The sequence below is a fragment of the Nostoc sp. genome (genome assembly GCF_054880495.1).
In genome coordinates this window covers 1-24,565 of sequence record NZ_JBTYKD010000087.1, presented here as the reverse complement: position 1 = coordinate 24,565, position 24,565 = coordinate 1, and the positions used below count along the sequence as shown (strand labels likewise).

The 24,565-nt window shown below is 43.4% G+C and carries 23 protein-coding genes; 11 read left to right on the top strand and 12 right to left on the bottom strand.

The window, feature by feature from the left end; translation table 11 throughout:
• The first annotated feature begins 192 nt into the window (after positions 1 to 192).
• Both ACYTXL_RS09925 and ACYTXL_RS09920 read left to right on the top strand, forming a co-directional pair.
• Positions 193 to 687, top strand: coding sequence for a hypothetical protein (locus ACYTXL_RS09925; RefSeq protein ID WP_292800897.1), 495 nt, complete (start codon positions 193 to 195; stop codon positions 685 to 687).
• Between the two features lie 272 nt (positions 688 to 959).
• Positions 960 to 1,607, top strand: a complete 648-nt coding sequence (locus tag ACYTXL_RS09920; protein ID WP_461924581.1) for a pentapeptide repeat-containing protein — start codon at positions 960 to 962, stop codon at positions 1,605 to 1,607.
• Positions 1,608 to 1,650: 43 nt separating this feature from the next.
• Here ACYTXL_RS09920 and ACYTXL_RS09915 read toward each other — a convergent pair whose 3' ends face one another.
• The 5 genes from ACYTXL_RS09915 to ACYTXL_RS09895 all read right to left on the bottom strand — a co-directional run bounded on the left by ACYTXL_RS09915 (position 1,651) and on the right by ACYTXL_RS09895 (position 6,749).
• Positions 1,651 to 2,604 carry an MDR/zinc-dependent alcohol dehydrogenase-like family protein gene (locus ACYTXL_RS09915; protein ID WP_461924580.1) on the bottom strand — a complete coding sequence of 318 codons (954 nt, stop codon included), beginning with the start codon at positions 2,602 to 2,604 and terminating at the stop codon, positions 1,651 to 1,653.
• 291 nt (positions 2,605 to 2,895) lie between these two features.
• A complete protein-coding gene (locus ACYTXL_RS09910) occupies positions 2,896 to 3,447 on the bottom strand; it encodes a hypothetical protein (protein WP_461924579.1) in 552 nt (183 codons plus the stop codon).
• Positions 3,448 to 3,552: 105 nt separating this feature from the next.
• The gene (locus tag ACYTXL_RS09905) at positions 3,553 to 4,350 is read right to left on the bottom strand and encodes an inositol monophosphatase family protein (protein ID WP_461924578.1); all 798 of its coding nucleotides are present in this window, start codon (positions 4,348 to 4,350) and stop codon (positions 3,553 to 3,555) included.
• Between the two features lie 176 nt (positions 4,351 to 4,526).
• Positions 4,527 to 5,960: a BCD family MFS transporter gene (locus tag ACYTXL_RS09900; protein WP_461924577.1), complete on the bottom strand. Its 1,434-nt coding sequence runs from the start codon at positions 5,958 to 5,960 to the stop codon at positions 4,527 to 4,529.
• Positions 5,961 to 6,311: 351 nt separating this feature from the next.
• The gene (locus tag ACYTXL_RS09895; RefSeq protein ID WP_461924576.1) at positions 6,312 to 6,749 is read right to left on the bottom strand and encodes a helix-turn-helix domain-containing protein; all 438 of its coding nucleotides are present in this window, start codon (positions 6,747 to 6,749) and stop codon (positions 6,312 to 6,314) included.
• A gap of 322 nt (positions 6,750 to 7,071) precedes the next feature.
• Here ACYTXL_RS09895 and ACYTXL_RS09890 point away from each other — a divergent pair, with 322 nt between their 5' ends.
• Together ACYTXL_RS09890 and ACYTXL_RS09885 are read left to right on the top strand one after the other, a co-directional pair.
• Positions 7,072 to 7,287, top strand: coding sequence for a DUF2811 domain-containing protein (locus tag ACYTXL_RS09890; RefSeq protein ID WP_194003523.1), 216 nt, complete (start codon positions 7,072 to 7,074; stop codon positions 7,285 to 7,287).
• Complete coding sequence (locus ACYTXL_RS09885) at positions 7,284 to 7,691, top strand: type II toxin-antitoxin system VapC family toxin (protein ID WP_461924575.1); 408 nt, start codon at positions 7,284 to 7,286, stop codon at positions 7,689 to 7,691. Before ACYTXL_RS09890 ends, ACYTXL_RS09885 begins: the two co-directional genes overlap by 4 nt.
• Positions 7,692 to 7,734: 43 nt before the next feature.
• Here the strand turns inward: ACYTXL_RS09885 and ACYTXL_RS09880 are convergent, their stop codons facing one another.
• Entirely contained in the window at positions 7,735 to 8,904 is a 1,170-nt protein-coding gene (locus ACYTXL_RS09880; protein WP_461924574.1) for an RNA-guided endonuclease InsQ/TnpB family protein, read from the bottom strand.
• 218 nt (positions 8,905 to 9,122) lie between these two features.
• On the opposite strand from ACYTXL_RS09880, the gene ACYTXL_RS09875 reads away from it, so the two are divergent.
• Positions 9,123 to 9,347 (top strand): hypothetical protein, encoded by a 225-nt coding sequence (locus ACYTXL_RS09875; protein WP_461924573.1) that lies wholly within the window; start codon positions 9,123 to 9,125, stop codon positions 9,345 to 9,347.
• 180 nt (positions 9,348 to 9,527) lie between these two features.
• On the top strand, positions 9,528 to 10,475 hold the full coding sequence (locus tag ACYTXL_RS09870; protein ID WP_461924572.1) for an aldo/keto reductase: 948 nt from the start codon (positions 9,528 to 9,530) through the stop codon (positions 10,473 to 10,475).
• A 317-nt stretch (positions 10,476 to 10,792) separates the two neighbouring features.
• On the opposite strand, the gene ACYTXL_RS09865 is transcribed toward ACYTXL_RS09870, so the two are convergent.
• The 3 genes from ACYTXL_RS09865 to rimO all read right to left on the bottom strand — a co-directional run bounded on the left by ACYTXL_RS09865 (position 10,793) and on the right by rimO (position 14,155).
• Positions 10,793 to 11,014 carry a hypothetical protein gene (locus ACYTXL_RS09865; protein ID WP_461924571.1) on the bottom strand — a complete coding sequence of 74 codons (222 nt, stop codon included), beginning with the start codon at positions 11,012 to 11,014 and terminating at the stop codon, positions 10,793 to 10,795.
• 36 nt (positions 11,015 to 11,050) lie between these two features.
• Entirely contained in the window at positions 11,051 to 12,583 is a 1,533-nt protein-coding gene (locus ACYTXL_RS09860) for a DEAD/DEAH box helicase (RefSeq protein ID WP_461924591.1), read from the bottom strand.
• A 252-nt stretch (positions 12,584 to 12,835) separates the two neighbouring features.
• Complete coding sequence (rimO, locus tag ACYTXL_RS09855) at positions 12,836 to 14,155, bottom strand: 30S ribosomal protein S12 methylthiotransferase RimO (RefSeq protein ID WP_461924570.1); 1,320 nt, start codon at positions 14,153 to 14,155, stop codon at positions 12,836 to 12,838.
• Positions 14,156 to 14,913: 758 nt separating this feature from the next.
• On the opposite strand from rimO, the gene btpA reads away from it, so the two are divergent.
• The 5 genes from btpA (at position 14,914) to ACYTXL_RS09830 (ending at position 20,405) form a co-directional block, all read left to right on the top strand.
• Complete coding sequence (btpA, locus tag ACYTXL_RS09850) at positions 14,914 to 15,762, top strand: photosystem I biogenesis protein BtpA (RefSeq protein WP_461920756.1); 849 nt, start codon at positions 14,914 to 14,916, stop codon at positions 15,760 to 15,762.
• A gap of 7 nt (positions 15,763 to 15,769) precedes the next feature.
• Positions 15,770 to 15,901, top strand: coding sequence for a hypothetical protein (locus tag ACYTXL_RS09845; RefSeq protein WP_461924569.1), 132 nt, complete (start codon positions 15,770 to 15,772; stop codon positions 15,899 to 15,901).
• A 13-nt stretch (positions 15,902 to 15,914) separates the two neighbouring features.
• Positions 15,915 to 16,901 (top strand): vitamin K epoxide reductase family protein, encoded by a 987-nt coding sequence (locus ACYTXL_RS09840; protein ID WP_461920757.1) that lies wholly within the window; start codon positions 15,915 to 15,917, stop codon positions 16,899 to 16,901.
• 361 nt (positions 16,902 to 17,262) lie between these two features.
• A complete protein-coding gene (locus ACYTXL_RS09835; protein ID WP_461920758.1) occupies positions 17,263 to 19,464 on the top strand; it encodes a CHASE2 domain-containing protein in 2,202 nt (733 codons plus the stop codon).
• Positions 19,465 to 20,195: 731 nt separating this feature from the next.
• Entirely contained in the window at positions 20,196 to 20,405 is a 210-nt protein-coding gene (locus ACYTXL_RS09830) for a hypothetical protein (protein ID WP_461920759.1), read from the top strand.
• A gap of 70 nt (positions 20,406 to 20,475) precedes the next feature.
• On the opposite strand, the gene nadB is transcribed toward ACYTXL_RS09830, so the two are convergent.
• From nadB to ACYTXL_RS09815, 3 genes are all read right to left on the bottom strand, one after another.
• Positions 20,476 to 22,173 (bottom strand): L-aspartate oxidase, encoded by a 1,698-nt coding sequence (gene nadB, locus ACYTXL_RS09825; RefSeq protein WP_461920760.1) that lies wholly within the window; start codon positions 22,171 to 22,173, stop codon positions 20,476 to 20,478.
• Positions 22,174 to 22,628: 455 nt separating this feature from the next.
• Complete coding sequence (gene psbU / locus ACYTXL_RS09820) at positions 22,629 to 23,057, bottom strand: photosystem II complex extrinsic protein PsbU (protein ID WP_461924568.1); 429 nt, start codon at positions 23,055 to 23,057, stop codon at positions 22,629 to 22,631.
• A 391-nt stretch (positions 23,058 to 23,448) separates the two neighbouring features.
• Complete coding sequence (locus ACYTXL_RS09815) at positions 23,449 to 24,228, bottom strand: DUF3120 domain-containing protein (RefSeq protein ID WP_461924567.1); 780 nt, start codon at positions 24,226 to 24,228, stop codon at positions 23,449 to 23,451.
• Positions 24,229 to 24,565 lie beyond the last annotated feature (337 nt).

Here is a 24,565-nt window from a genome sequence, read left to right as displayed (position 1 = left end):
GAGAGAACTCTAAATGGTGGCTTCCGTCCCTCAGAAGTTAAAAGAGCCAGGATTGAGAAATTAAAATTATAATTCTCCTGACTTGTCACTTCACCTTACGAAAACTGATTGCAGACAATTGAGAATCGCCATAGATTATTCTTACCCAAGTCCTCATGACCAGATAAACTTTTTAGGATCATCGCTTTCATTATGCTCAGTTCCAAAATCTTAGCCCAATCTTTCGACTATTATGGAGTTTACCCCTGCCCAGTCTGTCGGATAGGTAAGATTTCTCATATGCCATTGATGGAAGCTATGGCTTGTGACTTTTGCCAGGAGATTTTTACAGTCAACTTAGAACTACAGCAAATCAAGATGCCTTCTAGGCAACCACCCTTAAGTTGGCGTTGGAATGGGTTTAGTTGGACAGAAGGGCAGTTAGAAGGTGTGGAATTAGGTTGGGGTTATGGACTAGCAGCAGCAATTTTTGTAATTCTTCCTACTACTCTAATTGGCATAGTAGCTTACTATTTTCCTGCTAATCTCAAGGAACCGATTACCTGGATGCCATATATTTGGACAATATTAACTTTCTTATCACATTTAGCAATTATTGTTTGGATTTTTATTGAAGTCTATCAGATTCCAGTTGGAGCATATTTGAGAGCGATCGCTCGATGGAGAAATGGGGAAATAGGGAGATGAGGGAGAAATCAATTCAAAATTCACGTATTGTTCACGTGGTCACTGAGCCTTGCCTTACTCCGCAGGAGTTGCAAGCTACGCGCAGCGTCTGGTAGAGAAGTGCAGCGTCTGGTAAAGAAGAATAAAAACTGGGGCAGATGTAGCTTTCGTTTCCCGTCGGGTGGGAGATGAGGGAGTCAGAGAAACTAATGCCCAATGACTAATAACAAATGATGCAGCGAATAGATGGCTCCATCACTGATAATTAAGTTGATTGTCCACTAAAATATCGTATGAGCGATCTGGAGCGGTACTATAGAGTTTTGGAATTAGAGCCTGGGGCAACACTTGAGGAAGTGAACCAGGCTTACAAAGATTTAGTTTTTGTTTGGCATCCCGATCGCATTCCCAAAGACAATCTCCGTTTACAGCAGAAAGCACAAGAGAAGCTCAAAGCCATAAATGAAGCTCGTGAAAAGTTGCGCTCTTTAAAAATCAAACATCAAACTACACTTAATTCACCGCCACCTCAAGAAGAAAACCCATCTCAAACAACCCAGAAACCACCAAAGCAAAACTCAGACTTGAGTGGCAAAGACTACAGTCGGGCAAATTTGAGCAATAAAGACTTATCTGGCAGAAATCTGAGTTATGCCAATTTGAGTGGTGCTAATCTCAGTGATACTTTTATGCACAAAGTCAACCTCAGAGGTGCGAATTTATCTGAAGCAAATTTATTTCGGGCAAACTTACTTTTAGCGGATCTCAGGGAGGCGAATTTACGTGGTGCTAATTTGATTGGGGCGGATCTCAGTGGCACTGACTTGCGAGGAGCTGACTTGACGGGAGCGCGGATTCGGTCTGGCGAGCGCCTTCTAGTTAAACTAATTGGTGCTAACTTAGCTGGGGCAATTATGCCTGATGGTGAAATTTATCAATAACTGAGGTTAGGCCAGAACACGCTACAAGATTAAAAATTAACTCCTAACTAATCTCTAACAATATCTTCAAAACACCCCGACTCTGAGCGTGTTCAAAAGCCGCCAGCCCTTCAATCAGGGGGTAGGTAGCATGAATCAGGGGTTGCACTTCAACTTGTCCTGTGGCTAATAGCTGGAGGGCTGGAGGAAAGGGGCCACAACGGGAGCCGATGAGGGTGATTTCATCTACTACTAACGAGGAAGCATCCAGACTGAGGTTGCCAGCATAAGTACTTTTAAGTACAAGCGTACCACGAGGACGTAGGGCGCGACGGGCGATCGCAAATCCTTCTGGGTTGCCAGTACATTCTACTGAGATATCGAAATATCCATCTGTAACAGCGTCGGCTAGACTCGTTTTTATCCCCCGTGCCTCTAAGTTAGCCAGTTTGTCTCGATGACGCCCCACAGCCAATAGTTCACAGCCGCTTAGGGCTAGTGTCTGGGCTACCAACTGCCCTAGTTTCCCATCTCCAACCACTAGCACCCGGTTATTTGGATGTAATGGCACTTGCTGCTGAATTTCCAAAGCTGCTGCTAAAGGTTCAGTAAATGTTGCTACTTCTGTTGGTACATTATCAGGTACTACATGCAGGTTCTCGATCGGCAAACAGAGATATTCACCGAAGGCTCCGTGGCGGTTGACAATACCCAAAACTGTGCGATTTTCGCAGTGAGTTGGTTGTGCGCTGCGACAAAACCGACAATACCCACACACAGCGTTGATTTCTCCAACTACGCGTTGGTTAACTAAGTGTTCTGGCCCTTGTTCAACAACGCCGACAAATTCATGACCTAAAATACCAGTGTAGGGATAGTAGCCTCTGAGTAGTTCCAGATCAGTGTTACAGATACCCGCACGCAAGACGCGTACCAAGGCTTCTCCCTGTGGTGGTTCAGGAACGGGAATGTTTGTGCGTAATTGCAACTGGTTGTTTTCGAGCCAAAGTCCTTTCATTTTTCTTCGAGTCCTTTGCGTGACATCTCCTACACTGAACCGCCTCGGTTCAGTGTAGGCTTCCAACAGCCCTATTAAGGGTATGAAGGATTTCCTTGGTGGTAGTCAACTTAGAGCCAGGGCGTTAGGCGATGCCGACTTGACGGGAGCGCCTCTCCCCTTCTCCCAAAGTCCGAGGCTAGCGCCTGCCGTAGGATGCCCGTTCGCGTAGCGTCTCCTTTAGGAGAAGGGCTGTAGGGAGAAGCAACTGACGTGGAAACCCACGCCTATGTATTTGTAGTAGATATTTCTTTAATTTTGGAAACTTGTATCAATTTTACTTGACCAAGTAACCAAGTCATCTGAGTCTAGTGATATCTCACTTCCTAAGGTTTTGATATAAACAAGTCCGTTACTAATAGTTACATCTCGGATTGGATACCATGAATTTCGTGTTCTAATCAAAAGTTCCAAGGGAATCCCTAGTTGTAAAGTATACTTGCGATATTTCCACCAAGCTCGCCATAGAAGTACAGATTTAGTACAGTGCATCTCATAGCCTTTGGGAACTTTGCAGTATTGATACTCATAGAAACCCCGACTATCTACTTCTCCTTTGAGGAGATAACCATATTCTGCTAATGCCTCATTTATCAATTCCCAGTGGGATGATTTTGGATAAATCAAGAATTCAGATACGGTGTTAGATAGGTGAGCCGTGGCAATTACGCCTTCAGATTTCGCTGTTAGTTGGTTAGTATTATAAACTGTTTGCGCTGTCAAAGAATGATTTGACAACAAAATTTCTTTTTTCTGGATCGAGTTTTCCACAAACTCTCGAATTAAATCTAGATTAGACAGCATAAAAATTCTTTATACTATATTAACCAGTGTAGTCGAAGCTACAATCCTACTTAAATTATCAGAATACTCCGATTATCACTAACTTTATTTATAGTTCACTTCTGTCTAATCATCCAGAAAAGGTTGAAATACCGGAACTAATTCTGGGCGACTAACAACGAGGGTGGGAAAAGAGCGATCGCTATAATCTTCTCCTGATGACAACGGAAACGGTTCTGACTTGAGCGATCGCCAAACACCGCCAGCAGCTTGGACAATTACCCAAGCCCCCGCTAAGTCCCAAACTTTTGGTGTCGCTTCAATACCACCTAATGTTGCTCCCGTTGCAACTGTCAAAAAGTTATAGCTAGCCACACCCAACATCCGAATTTTGCAGGGAAAACCATTTTGGATAACTGCGGTGCTACGGGAACAGAGGTTAAAAAAGTGATTATTGCTGGGACTATCAGTACTAGTGTGGATGGGGTGGTGATTGAGAAATGCTCCTGTTGGTGTTGCTAAACCAGATGAACCTGCCCAAAAACCATGAAAAGCTTGATTTAAGGTTGGTGCATAAACATAACCAAAGATGGGTGTACCTCGATACAGTAAACCCAGAGATATTGTCCAGATGGGAATGCCGCGTGTGAAGTTGGTTGTACCGTCGAGAGGATCAATTACCCAGCACCACTCAGTACCGGGAAATGACTGATCGCTCTCTTCGCTCAAAATACCGTAACCAGAGAAATTAGAAGCGATCGCATCTCGAATTTCTTGATCTGCCCATTTATCTGCTTGCGTCACTAAACTACCATCAGCTTTTTGCGAAGCCTGTACTTGCCCAAAATCTTGCATTAGTTGCTTGCCCACCCTGGTAGTGGTAGTTTGGGCAAAATCAAGAATTGTTGTCCAAAAATCATTCATTTGTCATTTGTTATTTGTCATTTGTCCCATGCCCAATGCCCTATACAGTTTAGTCTAGTTCCCGGTGCGAAACTCAGAAAGCTTATTCTATAAAGCCTAAAAACCTTAGCTGAGGTTGCTGGAAATAGCTTAAATCCATATCGTCATTTTTTGAAAATTTAGTTTCGCACCGGGAACTAGTCTAAATCGGTTTCTAAAACCGAAGCGATCGCAAGCTTTGTATTTGTTTGAAATTCCGCTATGTTTACCCGGTTGAGAAACCAAATCGACACGATCATTCCCACGGCTTCTAAAGCAAATACTAGTCCATAAGCTAAAACTAAATTGGGTAATAACTTCCGACCTACATCCAATAAAGTACCACCTAAAACCACTGCCACACCTCTAGAGACAGACTGCGCTAACCCCCAAGCCCCAATAAATGTACCTGCGGCTTCTGCGGCGGTGAGATCCAACATTAAGCTAACTGCTGCCGTAGTTAAAACACCAGTGCCTAAACCGAACAAAATTAAACTTAGCTTCAGGAAAGCTGGATTAGCTGTGAAGCCTGATATGCCAAGTAATGCTGTACAAAATGCCACTAATATACAGCCTAGTCTTGCAGTTCTCTGCTTACCTAAACGTGGCACAATCAAAAAACCACTTACAACATAGGCAATCAGTATACCTGTTCCATAAAAAACGTTCAGTTTAGTACTTTCAGCCAAAGGCATTTTAAATACCTGACCTGCATAAGGTTCCAAAATTGGGTCTTGCATAAACAAGCAGAGAGTCATCACCAATAAAAAGGTGAAAAATATACCTGTTTGCGGACTTGCCGTTAAAATTTCCCAAGCTTTGCCCAGAGTAATGCTGTCTTCTCGGTTTACCATTGTGGAACGGCTTAAATATTGGGAGTATTTTTTTTCTACCCCCAATGTCGCGGCGATCGCCAAACCAAATACAATTGCTGGGACGATCAAAAATAGCCTGTTGATTGCTGCCTGCAAGGTTGCTATGGAAGCGCCTAATGTTAATGGCTCTAGTAACTTGGAACTAATAATCGCCCCAACAATAATCCCCACCATTAGCATCGACCAAACCACACCGACTACTTTGGAACGGTTATCTTCTTCAGATATATCCACCAACAAAGCAGCAAAGGCAGTACTACTAGCACAAATTCCTAGACCATATACAGCGAATACCAGGGATAGAAGCGCTGTCCAGCCGATTGTTTGGGTTGTCCATGCCCAACCACCTGGACTACTTACGGCATTATTAAGCTGCCACATTACTTGTACAGCTAAAAAGGCTGCGATCGCAAATATTGCCGCACCCACCCAAACATAAGCTGTGCGGTGGTATCCCCATAACGGCTTGGCATCGGAAATCTGGCCGAACCAGACACGGGAAGGAGCAACAAATAAAGGCAGTGCTAGAACTACTGATACCAGCGTCGCCGGAATTGCTATTTCTTGAATCATGACTCTGTTGAGTACTCCCAGAGTCAAAATCGACATCATGCTCAACCCCATCTGAAATAAACCCAGGCGGAACATGGTCAGCAGGTTTACCCTTGGCAGAGATAGGGATTTTGTTTTGGTATCAAATACTTCACCGCTTGCCATAGCTACTTTTTCGTATGCTTTGTAGGATTTAATTTCTTTCTCTTTAAATAAAGATAAACCCTACCCGCTCGAAATCAGCGAACGAAAAGTTGAAGTTGCGATGGCGTTCCGCCAGAGGCGATCGCACTTATTTAGCAGCCAGTTATACCAACACCTTAATGAGCATAGACTTCAGCCAAGTTAGGATTAATTTTTAGGGCTTGGTTGTAATCACTGTAGCTAACCGGACTCCAACGACAACACCCAGACTCATCAAGATAATTAAGCTCGATATAACCCTCTACTGCCGCTTGCTTTAGAGTATCTAGGTCTGCAAGATTTTGTCGTTGTTTTTCTGAATCTTGTTTTCTCTTATGAGTATGGCGGGTGCGTTTCCATTTCCACTTTTTTTTTGAGCAAACGTCGCAGACGAGACGGACTCAGTTGCACATTTCTGTCTTGAGCCAATTTTTCTGATAACTGCAAACTGTTATAAGTACGTGGTTCTACCTCTAAGCAATCCTCTAAATATACTAAGTCTGCCTCAAGCCATTTGCACTTTGCTCCCCGCCCGGAAGTTTCCCACAATCCTCCCAAACCCTTATTTTCCCAACGCCTCAGTGTTGCCCGTACCGTATGTTCGTGACACTCAAAAATTTTAGCGATGGCTGGTACATTCCATCCTTGGGCATTTAATCGAATTATGTGGGCGCGATCTCGTGTCCGTTGAGGAACTGTTGTCGCTGACCGCAACTCCAAAAGCGTCAAATCTTCTAAATCTGTTAATCTAACTCGCAATGGAGCAGACATCTCATATTACCTATTTTTTAAACCTTGTCTATCTTATATTTAATTGTAACCACCTACTTATCTGATTTTGTAAGTCACTTGCAATTCATGAATTGCCCCTATCAGAAAATCACTCTTTTCAGCTATTGTTTGCGTAAGTCCTGAGTAGGAATGGTTTTGACGATCGCACTATAAAAGTTAAAAAGTTTGAACAAAGAGCGATCGCAACATTGAGCAGGAACTAGCTAAAAAATGGCGATCGCGCTAGTCTTGTCGTCAGACATCGCACTCCAGCAACTACAATGAGGGTACAACTATTGTTGTACCTCCAGAGGCTAATAAAATGAAACGGACACTCTATATTCCTGATGAATTGTGGACACAACTTGACCAATACTTAAAAGATCACCCAGAGCAAAATCCATCAAGTGTTGTACAAGCAGCACTGGCGGAAAAGTTACGCCCCAAAAATGGTTCAAGGCTACTATCGCTGGCAGGAATCGTGGAAAATGCTCCTACAGACGCTTCAGTTAATGAAGATTATTTGATACAAGGATGAAGCGTCTCGTTTTGGATGCAGGCCCCCTGATTGCCTTGGTTTCTGTCCAAGATGACTATCATCAGGAATGCAAAGCGGGTTTTAGTAAGTTACCAGCGTTGTTTGGTAAGGTTCTAACCCCTCTACCAGTGCTGTTTGAAGTTTACAAGTTTGTGCTGCGAGAACAATCGAGCCGTGCTGCAATGACTGCACTAAGCGTCATTAGTGAAAACACAGTGACTGTACCAGTGAGCATGGAAATGTTTCAGGAGATTTACAGCATAGTTCGCCACATACCAGACTGGCGAGGAACTTTAGAGGATGGCTCTGTTGTAGCGGTAGCTCAACTTTATGACGCCAGTGTTTGGACATTGGATTACAGAGATTTGAGTTGGTTCAAGAGTCTGGAATTGTGGTCTCCCTGATCATTACACAGGTCAGTTGAAACATTGTAAGCCAACCCCAGCCCTAAAGGGCGGGGCTTTGTAGTAGCCCTGAGCTATCTAGATTGATAGAACAACATAAACATCTCGAACCTCCGGGCAAGCTTACAGATTGCCCCAATAAAGAAATCATTTTTGCACCATTCAAATCAGCATCACCATGCCAGCCACAATTACCACACTTGAAACGTTTGTCAGACCTCAAGCCAATGTGCAAACATTGGTGGCACGTCTGGCTTGTGTAGGCAGGTGGCACAGCAATTACTTCCACTCCTTCCTTAATTCCTTTGTACTCAAGCGCATAGCGCAGCTGATAAAAAGACCAAGAGTTAGAACGTCTACGCTCAACTTTTTTTCTAGGTTGCTTGTTGGTACGCTCTCTAATTCCAGTCAAGTTTTCAATTGCAACAATAGCATTTGTGCAGCGTGCTTCTTTGATAATCCGGTAGCTGATTTGATGGTTGAGCCATTGCTGAAATCTTCTTTCACGCCCCGACAGCCGTTGCAAAATCCGTCTCGCCCTGCGACGAGTAGACCTTGTGCCTTTCGTAGCCTTTTGTTGCAAAGAAGCTCTAGTTTTGGCGTATCTATCTCGAATCTCGTTTATCTGCTTACCGTCCCATTTGTCCCCATTGCTAGTTACAGCGATATCCCGTCTCCCAAAATCTACACCAATAACGTTGGTGGCAATGTCGGGCTTAGGAACCTCATCTTTGATTTGAATATGAATATAGTAGGAACCATCCCGATGTTTACACAACTGTGCCGATGTTGGTTTTTTACCTTTGAGTTTCCCCAATTGGTAATTACCAATATCCATTTTGATATGTTCCCTACAGGTAAGCAAATTCAAGCTAACAGTCCAGTCTTTCTCTCTAAACGTAAAAATCCTAGCGTCGTAATCGGCACTAGTTGGCTTGAAAGATAAAACTTGTTTCCCTTGAAGATTCGCTGTTTTCCGGTTAGCTCCTACTCTGGCACAAGCTCTGACAGCCAAATTAGCAGACAGCCCAAACAACAAGCGCAAGTCTTGATAGACCATATTCTGAATGGTTGTCTTACTTGTAATTTGGGATTTAACCTGCTGATTAGCGTAGTTGCAAGCACCCGCAAACGCCTTGAGTGTCGCCTCTATTTTGACAACCTGTTCAGATGTGGGGTTAAGCTTAGAAACCAATGTCAGCACTTGTTCCATACTATCTATTGTATCACAAGTGAAGAATATTTTTTGACGGCGATTAAAATCGCCTGCGCCTTACCCCCATACTTGAAAGTAGGGGCTTCCACGGCGCGAGGTGTTTGGTGAAGAATGTGGTTTTAACTACGTTATTACATTGAATTAGTAAGATAAACTTGCCGTATGTATGTCATCAAACTACTTACCTTCATTTAGTAACTAAAAAGGCATAATCAATGACTAAAGAACCAGTCAAAGTAATATTATGGGAAGAAAATCAAAAAGATTTTCTAAAAAAGTTCTATGATCTCCAATTTACTCCCAGAGTAGGAGAGGAAGTTTACCTAAAAAAGGAAAGATGGAAAGTAACCAGAGTTGAGCATGATGTAGAAATTAGTGAGATTAATGTTTACATGGAATTAATCAAAAAAGCCAAGCAGGAGAAATCCTCTAATTCCTAAATATAAGTAAATACACTCAACTATCATATAGCATTTCTAGTTGAGTTCAATAGAGACCTAACAAGAACAGCCCCTTCCCTTCTAGGGAAGGGGAGTAAGATTTAAAGCCTCTCTCCTTTTAGGCTATCCATTACCCGCATCTTTCTTAACAATTGGACAAAATACTTAAATTTTACAACCGTGGAAACCATTAGATTGGGGCAAAATGGCCCAGCAGTTACGCCCTTGTGCATAGGCACTTGGGCTTGGGGTGATAAACTCTTTTGGAATTATGGCGATCGCTATGGCCCAGAACAGTTACAAGAAGCCTTCACAGCAGCCTTAGAAGCTGGTGTTACCTTCTTTGATACTGCGGAAGTCTACGGAACGGGAAAGAGCGAGAAATTTTTGGGGCAATTTCTGCAACAGACACAACAACCTGTGCAAATCGCCACAAAATTTGGCCCCCTACCGTGGCGATTTACAGCCCAATCCGTCTCTGATGCTTTAACAAACAGCCTCAAACGCTTACAATTAGAGCGAATTGCCCTGTACCAAGTGCATTGGCCTTTTGCCTTCTTTTTAAGCCAAAAAACCTTGATGAATGCCCTAGCGGATGAAGTGAAGCGGGGCAGAATTGCCGCAGTCGGTGTGAGTAATTACTCAGCAGAGCAAATGCGAGACGTGCATCAAATATTGGCAGCCCGTGGAGTGCCTTTGGCTGTGAATCAAGTACGCTATTCTTTACTCAGTCGCCAAGTTGAAAGTCAAGGTATTATCACAACTGCCCGTGATTTGGGTGTGACTATCTTGGCTTATAGTCCTTTAGCACAAGGATTACTCACTGGCAAGTACAGTATTGATGGTGCCCAAACCCCCAGTGGTGCGAGGAAAATAGACTCGCGATTTAAGAAAGAAGGTCTGCAAAAAATTGCCCCAGTTATCTCTTTACTACGTAACTTCGGGGAAAAATACGATCGCACTCCTGCTCAAGTTGCTCTCAACTGGTTAATTGCTCAGGGTAACGTTATTCCTATTGCTGGGGTGAAGACAGCCGAACAAGTACGGCAGAATGCTGGTGCTTTGGGCTGGAGATTGAGCGATGATGAAATTGGAGAATTAGAACAAGTTAGTCGTCCCTGGCTGTAGTATTTTTTAACTATTCAAACACAGGAGGCCAGATTTCTGACACTATTAGCTGCCAATCTGGTAGTAAGTCTGGTAGTGTCAGTTTGTTGTTGTCCTGCAAGAGAATTAGTTAAAACTCTACTTCGTCCCGCGACGCTAACGCTCCTGGTGGGCGAAATTAAAATATTTTTAGTTATTAAAACTCTATGACTTTATGGGTAGAGTATTCTGAATTCTGAATTCTGAATTCTCTTTTATCTTCCTATAAACTGGGAGAAAAAGTTATCCAAAAAGCCAAAAAGTCAAGAGTCTAAAGTCAAAATCTTAACTCTTGACTCTTAACTCTCAACTCTGCCAATTTGAGATTTGGATTTTGGATTGAAGAAAAAAGCGTTCGACTGACTTGTACTGACTTGTACTGAGCGACGCATTGCCCTGAGCTTTGCCGTACTCCTCCGGAGAAGTAAGCTACGCGCAGCGTCTCGTAGAGAAGGGTCTCGTAGAGAAGGGTGGAAGTAGCGTTGTCGTTGGCGCAGCCTAAGAAGAGAAGTAGCGCTCACGCCGAAGTCTAAAATCCAAAATTGATTAACTGTTGACTAAGAAGCTGATTCTCTAGCTGTAGGTGAACCTAGCTTTTTACTAGGGGATGCAGAAGACTCACGACCACTTGTCCGTAGTTTGGGCTTGGGAGAAGCATGTCTTTCTTCATCTCCATTGCTGCTATCTGATTTCCACGCAGAACGAGGGCGATCGCTGGAAGATTCACGACGTTTGCCCACTCTTGGTTTAGGAGCGGAAGATTCCTCTTGGGGAATTTCTACGTCTGAGTTCAACCAAGCGGGACGAGTTTGATCGTAAGCGATTTGTAGTGCTGCTGCGGCGATCGCCTGAGCATCGTATTCTTCAATTAGCTCGCTAACAATCGGCAAGAATGAAGCCAAACGCTCACCTGTCAAAGCTTCTCGCACCAGTTCTTGCAATTTCAGAATGTGTTTTGCTTCAATCTGGGCGCGTGTGGGAATCGTCAGCACTTGCCAATTTTGGCGGTTATGACGTTCAAATGTTTGCTGCTTGCGGCGCTCAAATGGCTGTACTAAAGAAATCGCTGTTCCTTCTTTACCAGCACGACCAGTACGACCAATCCGATGGACGTAGGTTTCTGCACTATCGGGTAAGTCGTAGTTGATCACATGGGAGAGTTGATCGACATCTAACCCTCGTGCAGCAATATCAGTTGCTACCACCCAACGGACTTGACGGTTACGGAATCTGAGTAATAAGCGTTCCCGCGCTTGTTGGGACAAGTCACCGTGGTATTCATCGACACTATGACCAGCAGATTGTAACTGACTGGTGAGTTCTGCGGCTGTGCGTCTGGTGCGGACAAAGATTAAAGCTGTTTCTGGATCTTCCATTTCCAGAATCGGCTGTAAAGCTTTGGCTTTTGTCCAGTGGCGGGGTATCAAGTAAGCTACCTGATTAATCTTGTTGGGAGCGGCTTTTGGCTGCTCGACGGTGACAGTTGCAGGCGAGCGCAAGAACTTATTCACCAACATCCGAATCGATGGTGGCATTGTTGCTGAGAATAAAGCTGTTTGACGATCCACGGGCGCTTGGGAGAGGATTTTTATCACATCGTCAATAAAGCCCATGCTCAACATTTCATCAGCTTCATCCAACACAAACCACTTCACTTGATCGAGCTTTAAACAGCCGCGATCGAGTAAATCTATCACCCGTCCTGGAGTACCCACGACCATGTGAACGCCACGTTTGAGTTGTAACATTTGGCGGTCAATTGATTGACCACCGTAGATTGCTAACACCCGCAATCCTTCATTACCGATGAATTGAGCGATCGCATCGTGAACTTGCATTGCTAATTCACGAGTTGGTGTTAAAACTATGGCTTGTACGGCTTTTTGATTAATATCTAGCCGCTCTAAAATTGGCAGTGAAAATGCTGCGGTTTTGCCTGTTCCAGTTTGAGATTGGCCTACCACATCACGACCAGCTAGCAATTGGGGAATTGCTTGCACTTGAATGTTGGTCGGTTCAGTAAAACCGATTTTTTCTAGTTCTTCAACACGTTCTTGGGAAATACCTAATTCTTGAAATGAAAGAGTCATTAATTCTCCTAAATTTTTTGTAAGGATTTTTGGATTAGTCATTAGTCATTAGTTATTAGTCATTAGTCATTAGTCATTAGTCATTGGCTATTAGTGAGCCAAGGGCGGTGGCGCAGCCTCAACTATTGGAGAGGCTATGCCAATAAGTCCGCCAGCGTTTCAGGTAAACCCTCGTGAAAACTGCCATTGCAGCGTTGACCTCAGCATAAGGGTCATTTAACAAAAGACAAAAGACAAAGGACAAATGACAATTTAGTTATTGACTACTTGACCATAGAGGTCGTATGTATCAGCGTGGTGAATCGCTATTGGCACGATGCTTCCTAGCTTTGCCTGGCCTTTGACATACACTAGGCCATCAACCTCTGGGGAAAATCTACCTGAACGACCGATTAATTCACCACTTTCAGGATTTTCTTGCTCAATCAGGACATCAACGATTTTGCCTACTTCCTGTTGATTTTTCTTTTGGGAAATCGGTTGCTGGATTTCCATAAGTTGGTATCGGCGCTCGTCCATCACCAATTCGGGCAAGTGATTTGGTAACTTGTAAGCTGGGGTTCCTTCCTCAGAGGAAAAGGTGAAGACACCAACATGATCGAATTCATGCCGTTGCACAAACTCTAGTAGATGCTCAAAATGCTCGCTTGTTTCTCCTGGGAAACCAACAATAAATGTTGTCCGCAATACGGCTGTTGGTAGCGCCGTTTTGATGCGATCTATAATCCCATCATTTACACGTCCTTGCCAGGGACGATTCATGCTGCGGAGGATCTCTGGATGAGAATGCTGCAAAGGCAAATCCAGATAAGGCAAGACGTTGGCTGTTTCTTGAATCGCCGCGATCACATCTGGGGTCAGTCCCGTGGGATAAGCGTAATGCATTCTGATCCACGGTATATCTACTTTCCCCAAAGCGCGAAGTAATTCGGCTAATTTTGGCTGACCGTAAATATCTAGACCGTAATTAGTGGTGATTTGGGAAATGAGAATAATTTCCTTTACCCCTTGACTAACTAACTGCTCCGCTTCGGCGACTATAGATTCAATAGTACGCGATCGCTGGTTCCCTCGAAGATGAGGAATTATACAAAATGCACAACGATAATCACATCCTTCCGCAACCCGCAGGTAAGCTACGCCCTCGGTTGTAGTGCGATAGCGCGGTGTAGTTTCGTCGGCAATGTAGGTTGGTTCAATACTAACCTGTTTGACCCGCTCGCCTTGTTCTACACGCTCAATTACATTTACAATTTTGTGATAATCGCCAGTACCCACAACGGCGACTGCTTCGGGTAACTCCTCCAAAAGTTGTTCTTGGAAGTGTTGCGCCATACAGCCAGTGATGACGATTTTTTTGTTTGCCTCTGCCAGTTCTACCAAAGTTCTGACAGATTCTTGCCTAGCTGCTTCAATAAAACTACATGTATTAACAATAACGTAATCTGCTAACTCCTCGTTCGTATCTACACCGTAGCCTGCTTCTACCAGCAGTCCGAGCATATGTTCTGTATCAATTCGATTTTTCTCGCAGCCCAAGTGAGAAATGGCAATTGTTGGCTTGTCACCCATATTTGGAAAATATATTCATTTTTTTTCTTTTAATCAAACACTCCAGAACTAATTTCACTTTTTTCCTATCACTATCCTTATGACAAAAATAGAGCGGCAGATTCTCACTGTCAGCAATTGTCCGTGGACTTATGACCCTATCAATAATAAAAATAGAGGTCATGTTATGATATTTTTATCAATCTGTTCCCCAGGGTAAATTGAAGTGTCTTTGGGTACATTTGACACTTGTAATGTTTTTTAACAGTTCGCCTATAGGTATTTTACATTACCGCAGCGTGTGCGTTGTTAACCTACCCATCGGGAAGCCGCCCAAAGGGCTTGTTGTGAGAAGTCGCTACCCTCAGGGAAATCGACGAAAGCGACTACGCCTATAAAGCAGTAATGCTACCCTGGCGATTGGCAAGTCCTACGACTGTGCGCGGACCTGACGCCTAAACCACGGAAAGCTGCCTTGCGTCTAGTGAGTGGCAAAACTCCTCTTCTAGCCAAGTTTTATCTTAACATATCTTATGGGAGGTTTCACGCCAATTTCTATTTGAGGAAGAAGCTAGTAAACCGACTATCACAAAACACATTTGACTATTTAATGAAAAGTCAAGAGTCAAGGGTCAAAAGGAGCCAGTCACGTGCGGGGTTTCCCCCGTTGAAGAGCCACCCCCGTTTGGAGGTTCCCGACATTCAGGGGAGTGGCGTTGAACTGGCGTTCAATAGTCAAAAAATTCTGGACTCTGGACTCCGCGAGGCGGATTAAAGACGTGGACTTATATCAGATATTTAAAATTCGCTCACCAATTATTGGGGTGGTTCACCTGCTGCCACTGCCGACCTCACCGCGTTGGGGAGGTAGCCTAAAAGCGGTGATTGACCGTGCCGAACAAGAAGCCGCAGCCCTGGCAAGTGGAGGGGTTGATGGTCTGATTGTAGAGAATTTTTTCGACGCGCCCTTTACTAAAAACCAAGTTGATCCAGTGGTTGTGAGTGCTATGACCATTGTGGTGCAGAGGATACAGAATTTGGTGACTTTGCCTATGGGCTTAAATGTTTTGCGAAATGATGCCAAAAGTGCAATGGCGATCGCTAGCTGTGTACAGGCACAATTTATCCGCGTCAACGTTCTCACAGGGGTAATGGCAACCGATCAAGGATTAATTGAGGGAGAAGCCCATCAACTACTCCGCTATCGTCGGGAGTTAGGCTGCGATGTTAAAATCCTAGCCGATGTGTTAGTGAAGCACGCCCGTCCTTTGAGTTCTCCAAATCTCACAGTCGCCGTCAAAGACACCATTGAAAGGGGTTTAGCAGACGGAGTTATTTTGTCTGGTTGGGCTACTGGTAGCCCTCCTAACTTAGAAGATTTAGAACTAGCTTGTGGTGCAGCAAATGGCACACCAGTCTTCATCGGTAGTGGGGCTAATTGGGAAAATATTGATACATTGATGCAGGCAGCAGATGGTGTAATAGTTTCCAGTTCCCTGAAACGTCACGGACGCATAGAGCAACCAATAGATCCAATTCGCGTCAGTCAATTTGTGGAAGCCGCACGTCGCAATTGGAATTCCAAAGGTGAAAGCAAATCAGCAGAACAAGTGAAGTTACATTCTTAAATGGGGCATGGGAAGAAATACCCAATACTTCTCTACGAGAGGCTGCGCCAACGACTTCGCTCAGTACAAGTGCCCAATACCCAATACTTCGACTTCGCTCGGTACAAGTGCCCAATGCCCAATGCCCAATGCCCATTAACCAATAGCAGTTTATGATTCGCCGCCGTTCTACTCCTTGGATTCATAAATGGTCACGTCCATTGATTGCCGCGATCGCTGGATGTGGTGCCTTGACAACAGCTTATCTCACTATAGAAAAGTTAACAGGAGGCAGTGCAGCTTGTGTGGCACAGGCTGGTGTCATGGGCTGTAATGATGTCCTTTCCAGTCCTTGGGCAACAGTTTTTGGCCAGCCATTAGCTTTGTTTGGGTTTTTGGCATACACCAGTATGGTGATATTTGCTTTGGCTCCCTTGGTATTCAACTCAGTTGAAAACAATCGCCGCAAACAATTGGAAAATTGGACGTGGTTGCTGCTGCTGGGCGGTGCGATCGCTATGTCTGTCTTTAGCGGTTACTTAATGTACGTGCTGGCATCTCAAATAAGAGCTATTTGTCCTTACTGTATCGGTTCAGCTTTATTCTCCCTCAGTCTTTTGGTTCTGACGATTACCGGTCGAACTTGGGAAGATATTGGACAAATCTTCTTTACTGCTATTATTGTGGGGATGGTGACGCTCATTGGTACTTTAGGCGTCTATGCTGGCGTGAATAAATCAGATATTACAGCTGGTGGAACTCCTGGACAACCCGTGAACATTTCCTTTACTCCCAAGGAAAACCCTAACCCAGCGTTCGGTTGGGAAGTTACCACTACTTCTGGTGAGGCAGAAATAGCCTTAGCACGCCAGCTGGCAAAGGTAGGCGCGAAAGAATACACTGCTTACTGGTGTCCTCACTGCCATGAACAAAAGCTGCTTTTTGGTAAAGAAGCTGAGGAAATAATCAACAATGATATTAAGGTAGAGTGCGCTGCCGATGGACTCAAAGCTAAACCAGAACTGTGTAAAGCCGCAAAAATTGAAGGCTTCCCCACTTGGATTATCAATGGTAAAAGCTATAGCGGAGTCCAAAGCTTAGAGGAACTAGCGAAAATTTCTGGTTACACAGGCTCTCGTAACTTCAAGTATTTCAAGTAATTGACTTGAGTCGGCCTCAGCGCCGGTTTGTAATGAATTGGCTAGCCTACACCGACCTACCCACAGTCAACTGGATGAATACAGCAAAGTCTGTTTCCAGTTGGCTTTTTTGTTTTTTGCAATAGATAATAGGTATTGGAAAATATGCAATTACCAATTTTCCTCCAGCTTTTATCTGCAAATATCTCAAACGTCAGGAAATTAATTAAATATAATTGTCCTCTATATATATATGATAATAGATCACAAATACCACGATGCCTTGAAGAACCTTGCCGAGTTGAAAGAACTCTTAGAAACTCTATTTAGCTCCGGCTTGAGCTATTTTAGCCCGATAGTTAATAGCTATAGGAAATAGAGAATGAATCAGCAGCTAGGCAAGCGTTTTGTGAAGTTAATCTTGAGACTGCAATCTCTTAGTCGAGGACATAGAGAATTCGTGACTGCAACGCTGGTGACAGTCTGCGTCGTGCTTTTGCACTTCACCGGATTATTGCAATCTTTGGAATTGGCAGCTTTGGATGAATTTTTTCGTTTACGTCCAGATGAACCACCAGAAGAGCGGATTACGATCGTAGCGATTGATGAAACCTCTATAAAGGCAGTCGGTTCGTGGCCGATTCCAGATACGAACATTGCCCAGCTGTTGCAAAAATTAAACGTCCACAAACCCCGTGCTATTGGCTTAGATATCTACAGAGATTTGCCAGGAAAGGCTGGGAATCAACAACTGTCTAATGCTTATAAGTCAATGCCCAACTTGATTGGTATTGAACTCCTAGCAAAGGACAAAAATCAAAATTTTAATGTTTCGCCTCCACGGGAACTGAATCAGGATCAAGTGGGCTTTAACAACGTGCTATATGATCTTGATGGTAAAGTACGTCGCAGTTTGTTGTATTGGCACGTTGATAATCAGGTACACGAAAGTTTTGCTCTGAAATTGAGTTTATTGTATTTAAAGTCAGAAGATATTACTCCCACCAAAGCAAAAAATAACCCTGAGTATTTGCAATTAGGTAAGGCAGCATTTACTCGTTTTGAGGCTAATGATGGTGCTTATGTGAGAGCTGATGCTGGAGGCTACCAAATTTTAACCAATTTTCCCAAACCCAAATGTCAAAGTTTATCTGGAGAATTTTGTCCTTTTAACCAGGTATCGATGAAAGATGTACTGGCTAATAAAGTCAAAGAAAACTTAATCAAAGATCGGATTATACTCATTGGCTCCACTGCACCCAGTCTCCAAGATTTTGTATTCATTCCTTATTCCAGCAGTCTAATGGATACGGTAAAGCCTGTATCTGGTATTCAACTGCAAGCTTATTTTATTAGTGAGTTAATCTCTGCTGCTCTACAAGGACGATCATTACTCAAAGTCTGGCCTGACTTAGTGGAATACTTGTGGATTTTTATCTGGTCTTATCTGGGAGCCGTAATGATATGGCGGATACGATATGCAATTATAAGCATGCCCAGTATCCTAGTTTCTTGTTTTGGATTAACCCTGAGTGCATACCTTGCTTTCTTGTCTGGTTGGTGGATACCGCTCATTCCCTCACTGGTTAGCTTTGGCAGTTCAGCTATTTTGATCACCAGTCATATTGCCCATAGCCAGCAAGAGTCGAAACGTTCCAAAGAATTTTTGCATGATGTAATCAATAGGATTCCTGATCCAATTTTTGTGAAAAATCAACAACACCAATGGATTGTTTTAAATCAAGCGTATTGTGAATTTATTGGTTATCCGAATGAGTTATTAATTGAAAAGTCAGACTATGACTTTTTCCCTAAACATGAAGCTGATGTCTTTCGACAACAGGATGAGGTTGTTTTTCGGACTCAGCAACCCCAGGAACACGAAGAAGAATTTACAAATGCCGATGGTCAGACTTATCAAATTGCCACTAAGCGATCGCTCCACAAAGACGCAGCTGGCAATTTGTTTTTAGTTGGGGTCATTCGAGATATTACTCAGCGCAAACTCAATGAGCAACATCTCAAGCGTAGTGCTGATGAACTATTCCGCTCTAACAATGAATTAAAACTTAAACAAGACCACTTGCGTTATTTAGCATATCACGATCCCCTAACAGGTTTATCCAATCGCAAATTTTTTGCCGAACAACTTTACGAGTCGTTACATTGGGCGCAACACTACAACTTGTTGCTGGGACTGCTGTTTATTGATCTAGATGGCTTTAAGCAGATCAATGATACTCTGGGGCATGAGATGGGCGATCGCTTGCTAATCACTATCGCTGAACGACTCAGCAACTCTTTACGCACTAGTGATACAGTTTCTCGTTTGGGTGGCGATGAATTTACTGTGATTTTACGGGCAATTCCTAATGTTCGAGTAGCTGCGAAAATTGCCGAAAAAATTTTAAGCAGCATTAACAAGCCAATTGTTTTAAACGGCGATACAATCCGAGTCTCTGCCAGTATTGGTATTAGTGTCTACCCATACAACAGTCAAGACAGTGAAACTTTGATGATACAAGCCGATGCAGCAATGTACCGTGCCAAGCGTCTGGGTAAAAATCGCTATGAGTTTGCTTAATTAATCAATAGTCAAGCCTCCAGATTGTTTTTACTTTAGTCAATATTTTTACCTTCAAATTAGGAATGTGGACTTGCAACACGTCCAAGGCGCTGTCTTGAAAAAGCTTGCGTATATGAGAACATCGGTAGAAAAAGAATTAGTCATCAGAGGTAATTAGGAAACTAACTGAACTTATTAAGTATTTTTACTTTCCAAAAATATACTTATACTTACTACTCTGATTACGGTATTTTATAGTTATATACTTTTTAAAATCCTTATAATATCGCCATTTTGTTGTTTTTTATTTATGTATTTTTACTGTAACTAAATCTTAACTAGAGAACAAAACAAGTATTATCTGATATTTTTATCATGATCATTATTCACGAAAGATAGTGTTTGTACTTACGGCAATCAAAATGTTATCAGATACTATTAATAAATTATGAAGTAGGCGCAATACTCACACTAATTTATCAACATATCTAACTTTAGACTGATGTAAAGATAGCATATTTAAGAATATTACTTAAGTATAAATAGTGTTTAATGCCAGGAAATTAATGTTAATCTAGAAGTAGATACCACTATTACTTGTAGACTAGCAGCAAAGATTTAATAAAGTTGAAATCTATTTTCCCAAAAACCCAGTAAATATACGTTAATAAACCAAAAATACACTTTTAAATTAAAAAGTAGTGAATTTACTGAAAGATATGAAAAGTAACTTCCGAATCACAAAGTTTATGATATTCTGCATAGGTGCTTACATCCTAATACCGCAAATTGCCGCTTGCACAGGTATATTCAGTACTGCAAGTGTTAATGCTTTTGGCGCTACTAGCAGTAACACCTTAATCACTCGTAAAATCAATTCTCAAAATTTAAAAAACGACATATATATTCCACCAAATTATGGTGGCCCCGACAGTCATCATGGTAGCGGCACTCGCTAATCGCAATTTTGGATTTTGATGAAGTAGCGCAGTCAGCAGCCTTTACTAGAAGCTGTAGGGGAAAATTGAATCAAGACAATAGTGGAGATTTCCACCAATGATCTGTTTGTACAAGTGTGTGGACTTGCCAATTTGGATCTGGTTGAGGATAATCTAAACGGTAGTGTCCGCCTCGACTTTCGGTTCTAAAAGCAGCACTTTTGAGAATTAAATCAGCCACATCTAATAAATTGCGGGTTTCTGCCCAAAGTCCCAATTGCCGTTCAACATCTGGTATGTCAAAACTAGCTGGTTCTGCGGGACGTAAAGCAAGCAAGAATTGACTTAAAGGCAAGATAGCGAAATCTTGCTGCCAAGATTCAACAGTAGCGATCGCAGTTTCCAACCTTGATTGCTCCCGACAAATACCAGCACTTTCCCATACTAGACGCGGTAATTTCTCTCTGAGTGCTTCTAGCTGTGCTTGCTGGATGTGCCAGTCACTAGCATTAACACTAAATTTGCGTAATGGCAGCACTGGTGTTTCTGATGGCAGCCGAATATTTTCCAACTCAATATTAGCCATCTGCGCCCCAAAGACAATACATTCCAGCAGAGAATTACTGGCAAGGCGATTTGCCCCATGCACGCCGGTACTAGCAGTTTCACCCACGGCGTACAAACTCTTGATATTTGTGCGATTCATCAAATCCGCAACAATGCCACCCATCCAGTAATGGGCAGCCGGCGCTACAGGAATTGGTTCATGGAAAACATCAACGCCCCAATGCTGACAAACTTTGATGATGTTGGGAAAGCGGTGACGAATCTTGTCGGCGGGGATGGGGCGCATATCCAACCACACATGGGCAGTCGCCAGATCAACGGCAGTACGTTGTAAATGGCTGAAAATTGCTCTACTAACTACATCTCTAGGTGCCAGTTCACCCGCCGGGTGGTAGTCAAAGGCAAAACGCCGCCCTTCGTTATCCACAAGGTGCGCCCCCTCGCCGCGTACAGCTTCGCTAATCAGAAAGCGATCGGCACCAGGTTTAGTCAGGGCAGTGGGGTGAAATTGCACAAATTCCAAATCGCGGAGGATCGCCCCAGCACGAGCTGCGATCGCAACCCCATCACCCGTACTCACAGCCGGGTTAGTAGTTTGGGCAAATACCTGACCACCGCCGCCGGTTGCCAATACCACAGCACCAGCTTTTACCCAGGTGATTTCACCTTGATAAAATAGGCTAATTCCTTGACAGCGTAGGCGTAGCCCGTCGTAGACATCGCTTTCCGGTTCAATCCACAAACTCAAAGCCAAAGCTTGCTGAATGACTTGAATATTCGGACGACGTAATACTTGAGCGGTAAGGGTGGTGGTAACTTCCCTCCCTGTGGTGTCAGCAGCGTGGAGAACGCGGTTGCGAGAATGGGCAGCTTCTAAAGTTAAAGCCAAAGTTTGGCCATGACGGTCAAAAGCTACCCCCAAGTTAACTAGCGATTGAATGCAGTTAGGGGCAAGTTCGGCGAGAAATTCTACGGCGGTGGGATCGCATAATCCTGCACCTGCCCGGATCGTATCTTCAATGTGTAGCGTGGGAGAATCTTCCGGGGCAACAGCTGCGGCAATGCCACCTTGCGCCCAATCACTGGCGGATAAAGCAACAGTTTCTTTGGTAATCAAGCCGACTCTCAAGGATTCTGGCAGACACAGCGCTGTGTATAGTCCAGCAGCACCAGCGCCGACTACTAAGACATCAAATTGGCTAGGAATATCTATCTGAGGCAAGGTAAAAGCACAGGGGAGAGTGAGGAGTTAGGAGTGAGAAGTTAGGAGTGAGAAGTTAGGAATTTTGAATTTTCAACTCATAACTCCTAACTTATAATCGTGTCCCACTGCCTAGAATCAGGAGTGGGCTGATATTTGCTACATTACAGCAGTTTTCATGTATTTGAATCACATCTGTCGTAGGGGCACAGCAATGCTCATTGGTGTCAACTTCAGAAAAAATCTGCTTTGAGAAGGCGTTTTGCCCTCATCCCCTAACCCCGAATCCCAAGTTGGGATTCGGGGAACTAGAGAATTTGCTCCCCTCTCCCAATTTTGGGAGAGGGGCTGCGGGTGAGGGTCAAACCTCGAAAGCATGCCTTGCCTAACTTCTACGTTAAGTTGACACCAATGAGCTTTTTCTGTGTCCTTACCCGCGTCGTCTATTTACCTGAAAATAGCTGTAACTGCAACAGTTATCTGTAGATGCCGTTGTTAAAGCGATCGTCTCCCTCGTTGAAGGCAGGCTCTAATTCTGTCACGGTGAATTTATCGAAGTTGGCTTGCAGAGTTTGTTTTTGGCGATCGCTCAATCCGGGAAGATCCAATACATCCTCTACCTTTTTGTAGGGAGCATTTGTGATGATTTTCTTAGCTAGGGTGGGATAAAGCCCTGAATACTGTTGAAAAGCTCGGACGTTGGTATTATTCAAATCAATTTTTTTACCAAATTCCGTTCCTAGTTTAGCGTCTGCCCGATTCTGCCGCTCAATTGCCAGAACTGGGACTTGGGGAAAAACAAAACTGTTGAAACTAGCAGCTTGGGCTATCTGAGTTGTTCCCAACCATCCCCAGCAACTAAGTAGCAAACTAAACACTGTTAATAAACGCGCTAATCTTTTCACGATTTTTCTACCTCTTTCCATCAAACAGAAATAAAACTTTTAAGCCAACAGCCGTCAGCAGTCATCAAAAACTAATATACAGCGTATTAATATCCACAATATTTGCCGTTACTGGGGTTGACTGTACTTTTGCCAAAAATTTTCATCGGGGTAAGAGTGCCTGCATAGCTGCAATAGCGTTGCATCCATGATTCTGGTAGCATTAAGAGCTAGACGAAACCTTTTGGGATTGGCTGATTCTGGCGATTTATAATACCAAAAACCCGATCAAAAAATACTTGATGGTGATCGACTGTTATGTAATATTTCTTAACTAATTAATCATTCTTGATGTGCAGTAGACTGGGCTGGAAAAAGTTTCGGTTTTGAGATTACACAATTTTTTCATATTTTAGGCGGCGATCGCAGCTAACAAAAATAGGCTGTCTACCAAAATTGTGCTTAAAACAGCGCCACTAAAGGCATACCAGTGTCTTTGATTTCGACCTAAAGGGGAAATTCCGATTGTTAACAGCAGTAAGGCGAGCATTATCGCCCAAGTTTGTCCCCAAGGCGTTTGTACTTGGATCAGGGCATTTTGTAAGATTTGCGGTGCTACATCTGCATTTACTCTCATAATTTGCCGCCAATAGGGCATCAAATCTACTATATAAAAATATACATCTGTTAAAACTGTACCGAGTAAAGAACCTAAATAAAACCAGTTACCCACCTTGCCCCAATTCTTCGCCAAACACCAGCAAGCAAACGGTAAACCGATCAACTCTACTGGCAGATGCCATAAAGGCTCCCAACGTAACCAGCCCCAGTAAATCGCTCCAGCTAACCAACTCCAGCTAAATCCTAAGAGCAAATCCCCCCAGACGTAAGTTGCAGGACGTGACATTAACCTAAAACTTAGCCACACCCAAAATGCTGTCAGCCCTAAACTTAGACTTGGTAGCGATCGCACTATTGGCGCTTCTATAAATACTGGTACTGTTACCAAAAACACTGCTGCCGCAAACACTAACCAAGTTTGCCTCTTAGAAATAGATAAAGTGACAGAGGGAGAAGAAGAGAGTGTAGATTCCAATTGCCTGATACCCTTCTGCCCAGTATCAGCTAAATCCAACTCGGTATCAATAGAAGGGGTAGAAGCTATGTAGCAGGACAGTGTATTATTAATCAAAGTTTTTAATATTTGTTACTAAACTTTATCTTATTTGAAGATATCACACTTTCAAATCCCCCCTAGGGGTATTTTAATTATACTGAAATTTTCGGGGAGCGCTGTCGCAAACCAAACGAAGGGACTTCCAACAAATAAATTACCCAATCTTGTGGGGTGGGCATCTTGCCCGCCTTAGCTTAGGGGCGCTCGTGTCGCCCACCCCACAAGAAGTAGTTGAGTATTTTTTTATTTGGAAGTCCCGAAACATTCTGCGCCAAACCACACGACAAACGAAACTTGCACAGCAAGTTGGAACCCCCCGGATTCATCCGTAGGGTAGTTCAGATTGAAAACC

Coding starts and splice junctions, on each gene's coding strand:
- ACYTXL_RS09925 (WP_292800897.1), top strand. CDS start 193: ATGCTCAGTTCCAAAATCTTAGCCCAATCTTTCGACTATTATGGAGTT.
- ACYTXL_RS09920 (WP_461924581.1), top strand. CDS start 960: ATGAGCGATCTGGAGCGGTACTATAGAGTTTTGGAATTAGAGCCTGGG.
- rimO (WP_461924570.1), bottom strand. CDS start 14,155: ATGGGTGACAAGCCAACAATTGCCATTTCTCACTTGGGCTGCGAGAAA.
- ACYTXL_RS09900 (WP_461924577.1), bottom strand. CDS start 5,960: ATGGCAAGCGGTGAAGTATTTGATACCAAAACAAAATCCCTATCTCTG.
- ACYTXL_RS09880 (WP_461924574.1), bottom strand. CDS start 8,904: ATGGAACAAGTGCTGACATTGGTTTCTAAGCTTAACCCCACATCTGAA.
- ACYTXL_RS09890 (WP_194003523.1), top strand. CDS start 7,072: ATGAAACGGACACTCTATATTCCTGATGAATTGTGGACACAACTTGAC.
- ACYTXL_RS09860 (WP_461924591.1), bottom strand. CDS start 12,583: ATGACTCTTTCATTTCAAGAATTAGGTATTTCCCAAGAACGTGTTGAA.
- ACYTXL_RS09910 (WP_461924579.1), bottom strand. CDS start 3,447: ATGCTGTCTAATCTAGATTTAATTCGAGAGTTTGTGGAAAACTCGATC.
- ACYTXL_RS09830 (WP_461920759.1), top strand. CDS start 20,196: ATGATATTCTGCATAGGTGCTTACATCCTAATACCGCAAATTGCCGCT.
- ACYTXL_RS09895 (WP_461924576.1), bottom strand. CDS start 6,749: ATGTCTGCTCCATTGCGAGTTAGATTAACAGATTTAGAAGATTTGACG.
- ACYTXL_RS09915 (WP_461924580.1), bottom strand. CDS start 2,604: ATGAAAGGACTTTGGCTCGAAAACAACCAGTTGCAATTACGCACAAAC.
- ACYTXL_RS09835 (WP_461920758.1), top strand. CDS start 17,263: ATGAATCAGCAGCTAGGCAAGCGTTTTGTGAAGTTAATCTTGAGACTG.
- ACYTXL_RS09885 (WP_461924575.1), top strand. CDS start 7,284: ATGAAGCGTCTCGTTTTGGATGCAGGCCCCCTGATTGCCTTGGTTTCT.
- ACYTXL_RS09905 (WP_461924578.1), bottom strand. CDS start 4,350: ATGAATGATTTTTGGACAACAATTCTTGATTTTGCCCAAACTACCACT.
- ACYTXL_RS09840 (WP_461920757.1), top strand. CDS start 15,915: ATGATTCGCCGCCGTTCTACTCCTTGGATTCATAAATGGTCACGTCCA.
- ACYTXL_RS09845 (WP_461924569.1), top strand. CDS start 15,770: ATGGGAAGAAATACCCAATACTTCTCTACGAGAGGCTGCGCCAACGAC.
- ACYTXL_RS09875 (WP_461924573.1), top strand. CDS start 9,123: ATGACTAAAGAACCAGTCAAAGTAATATTATGGGAAGAAAATCAAAAA.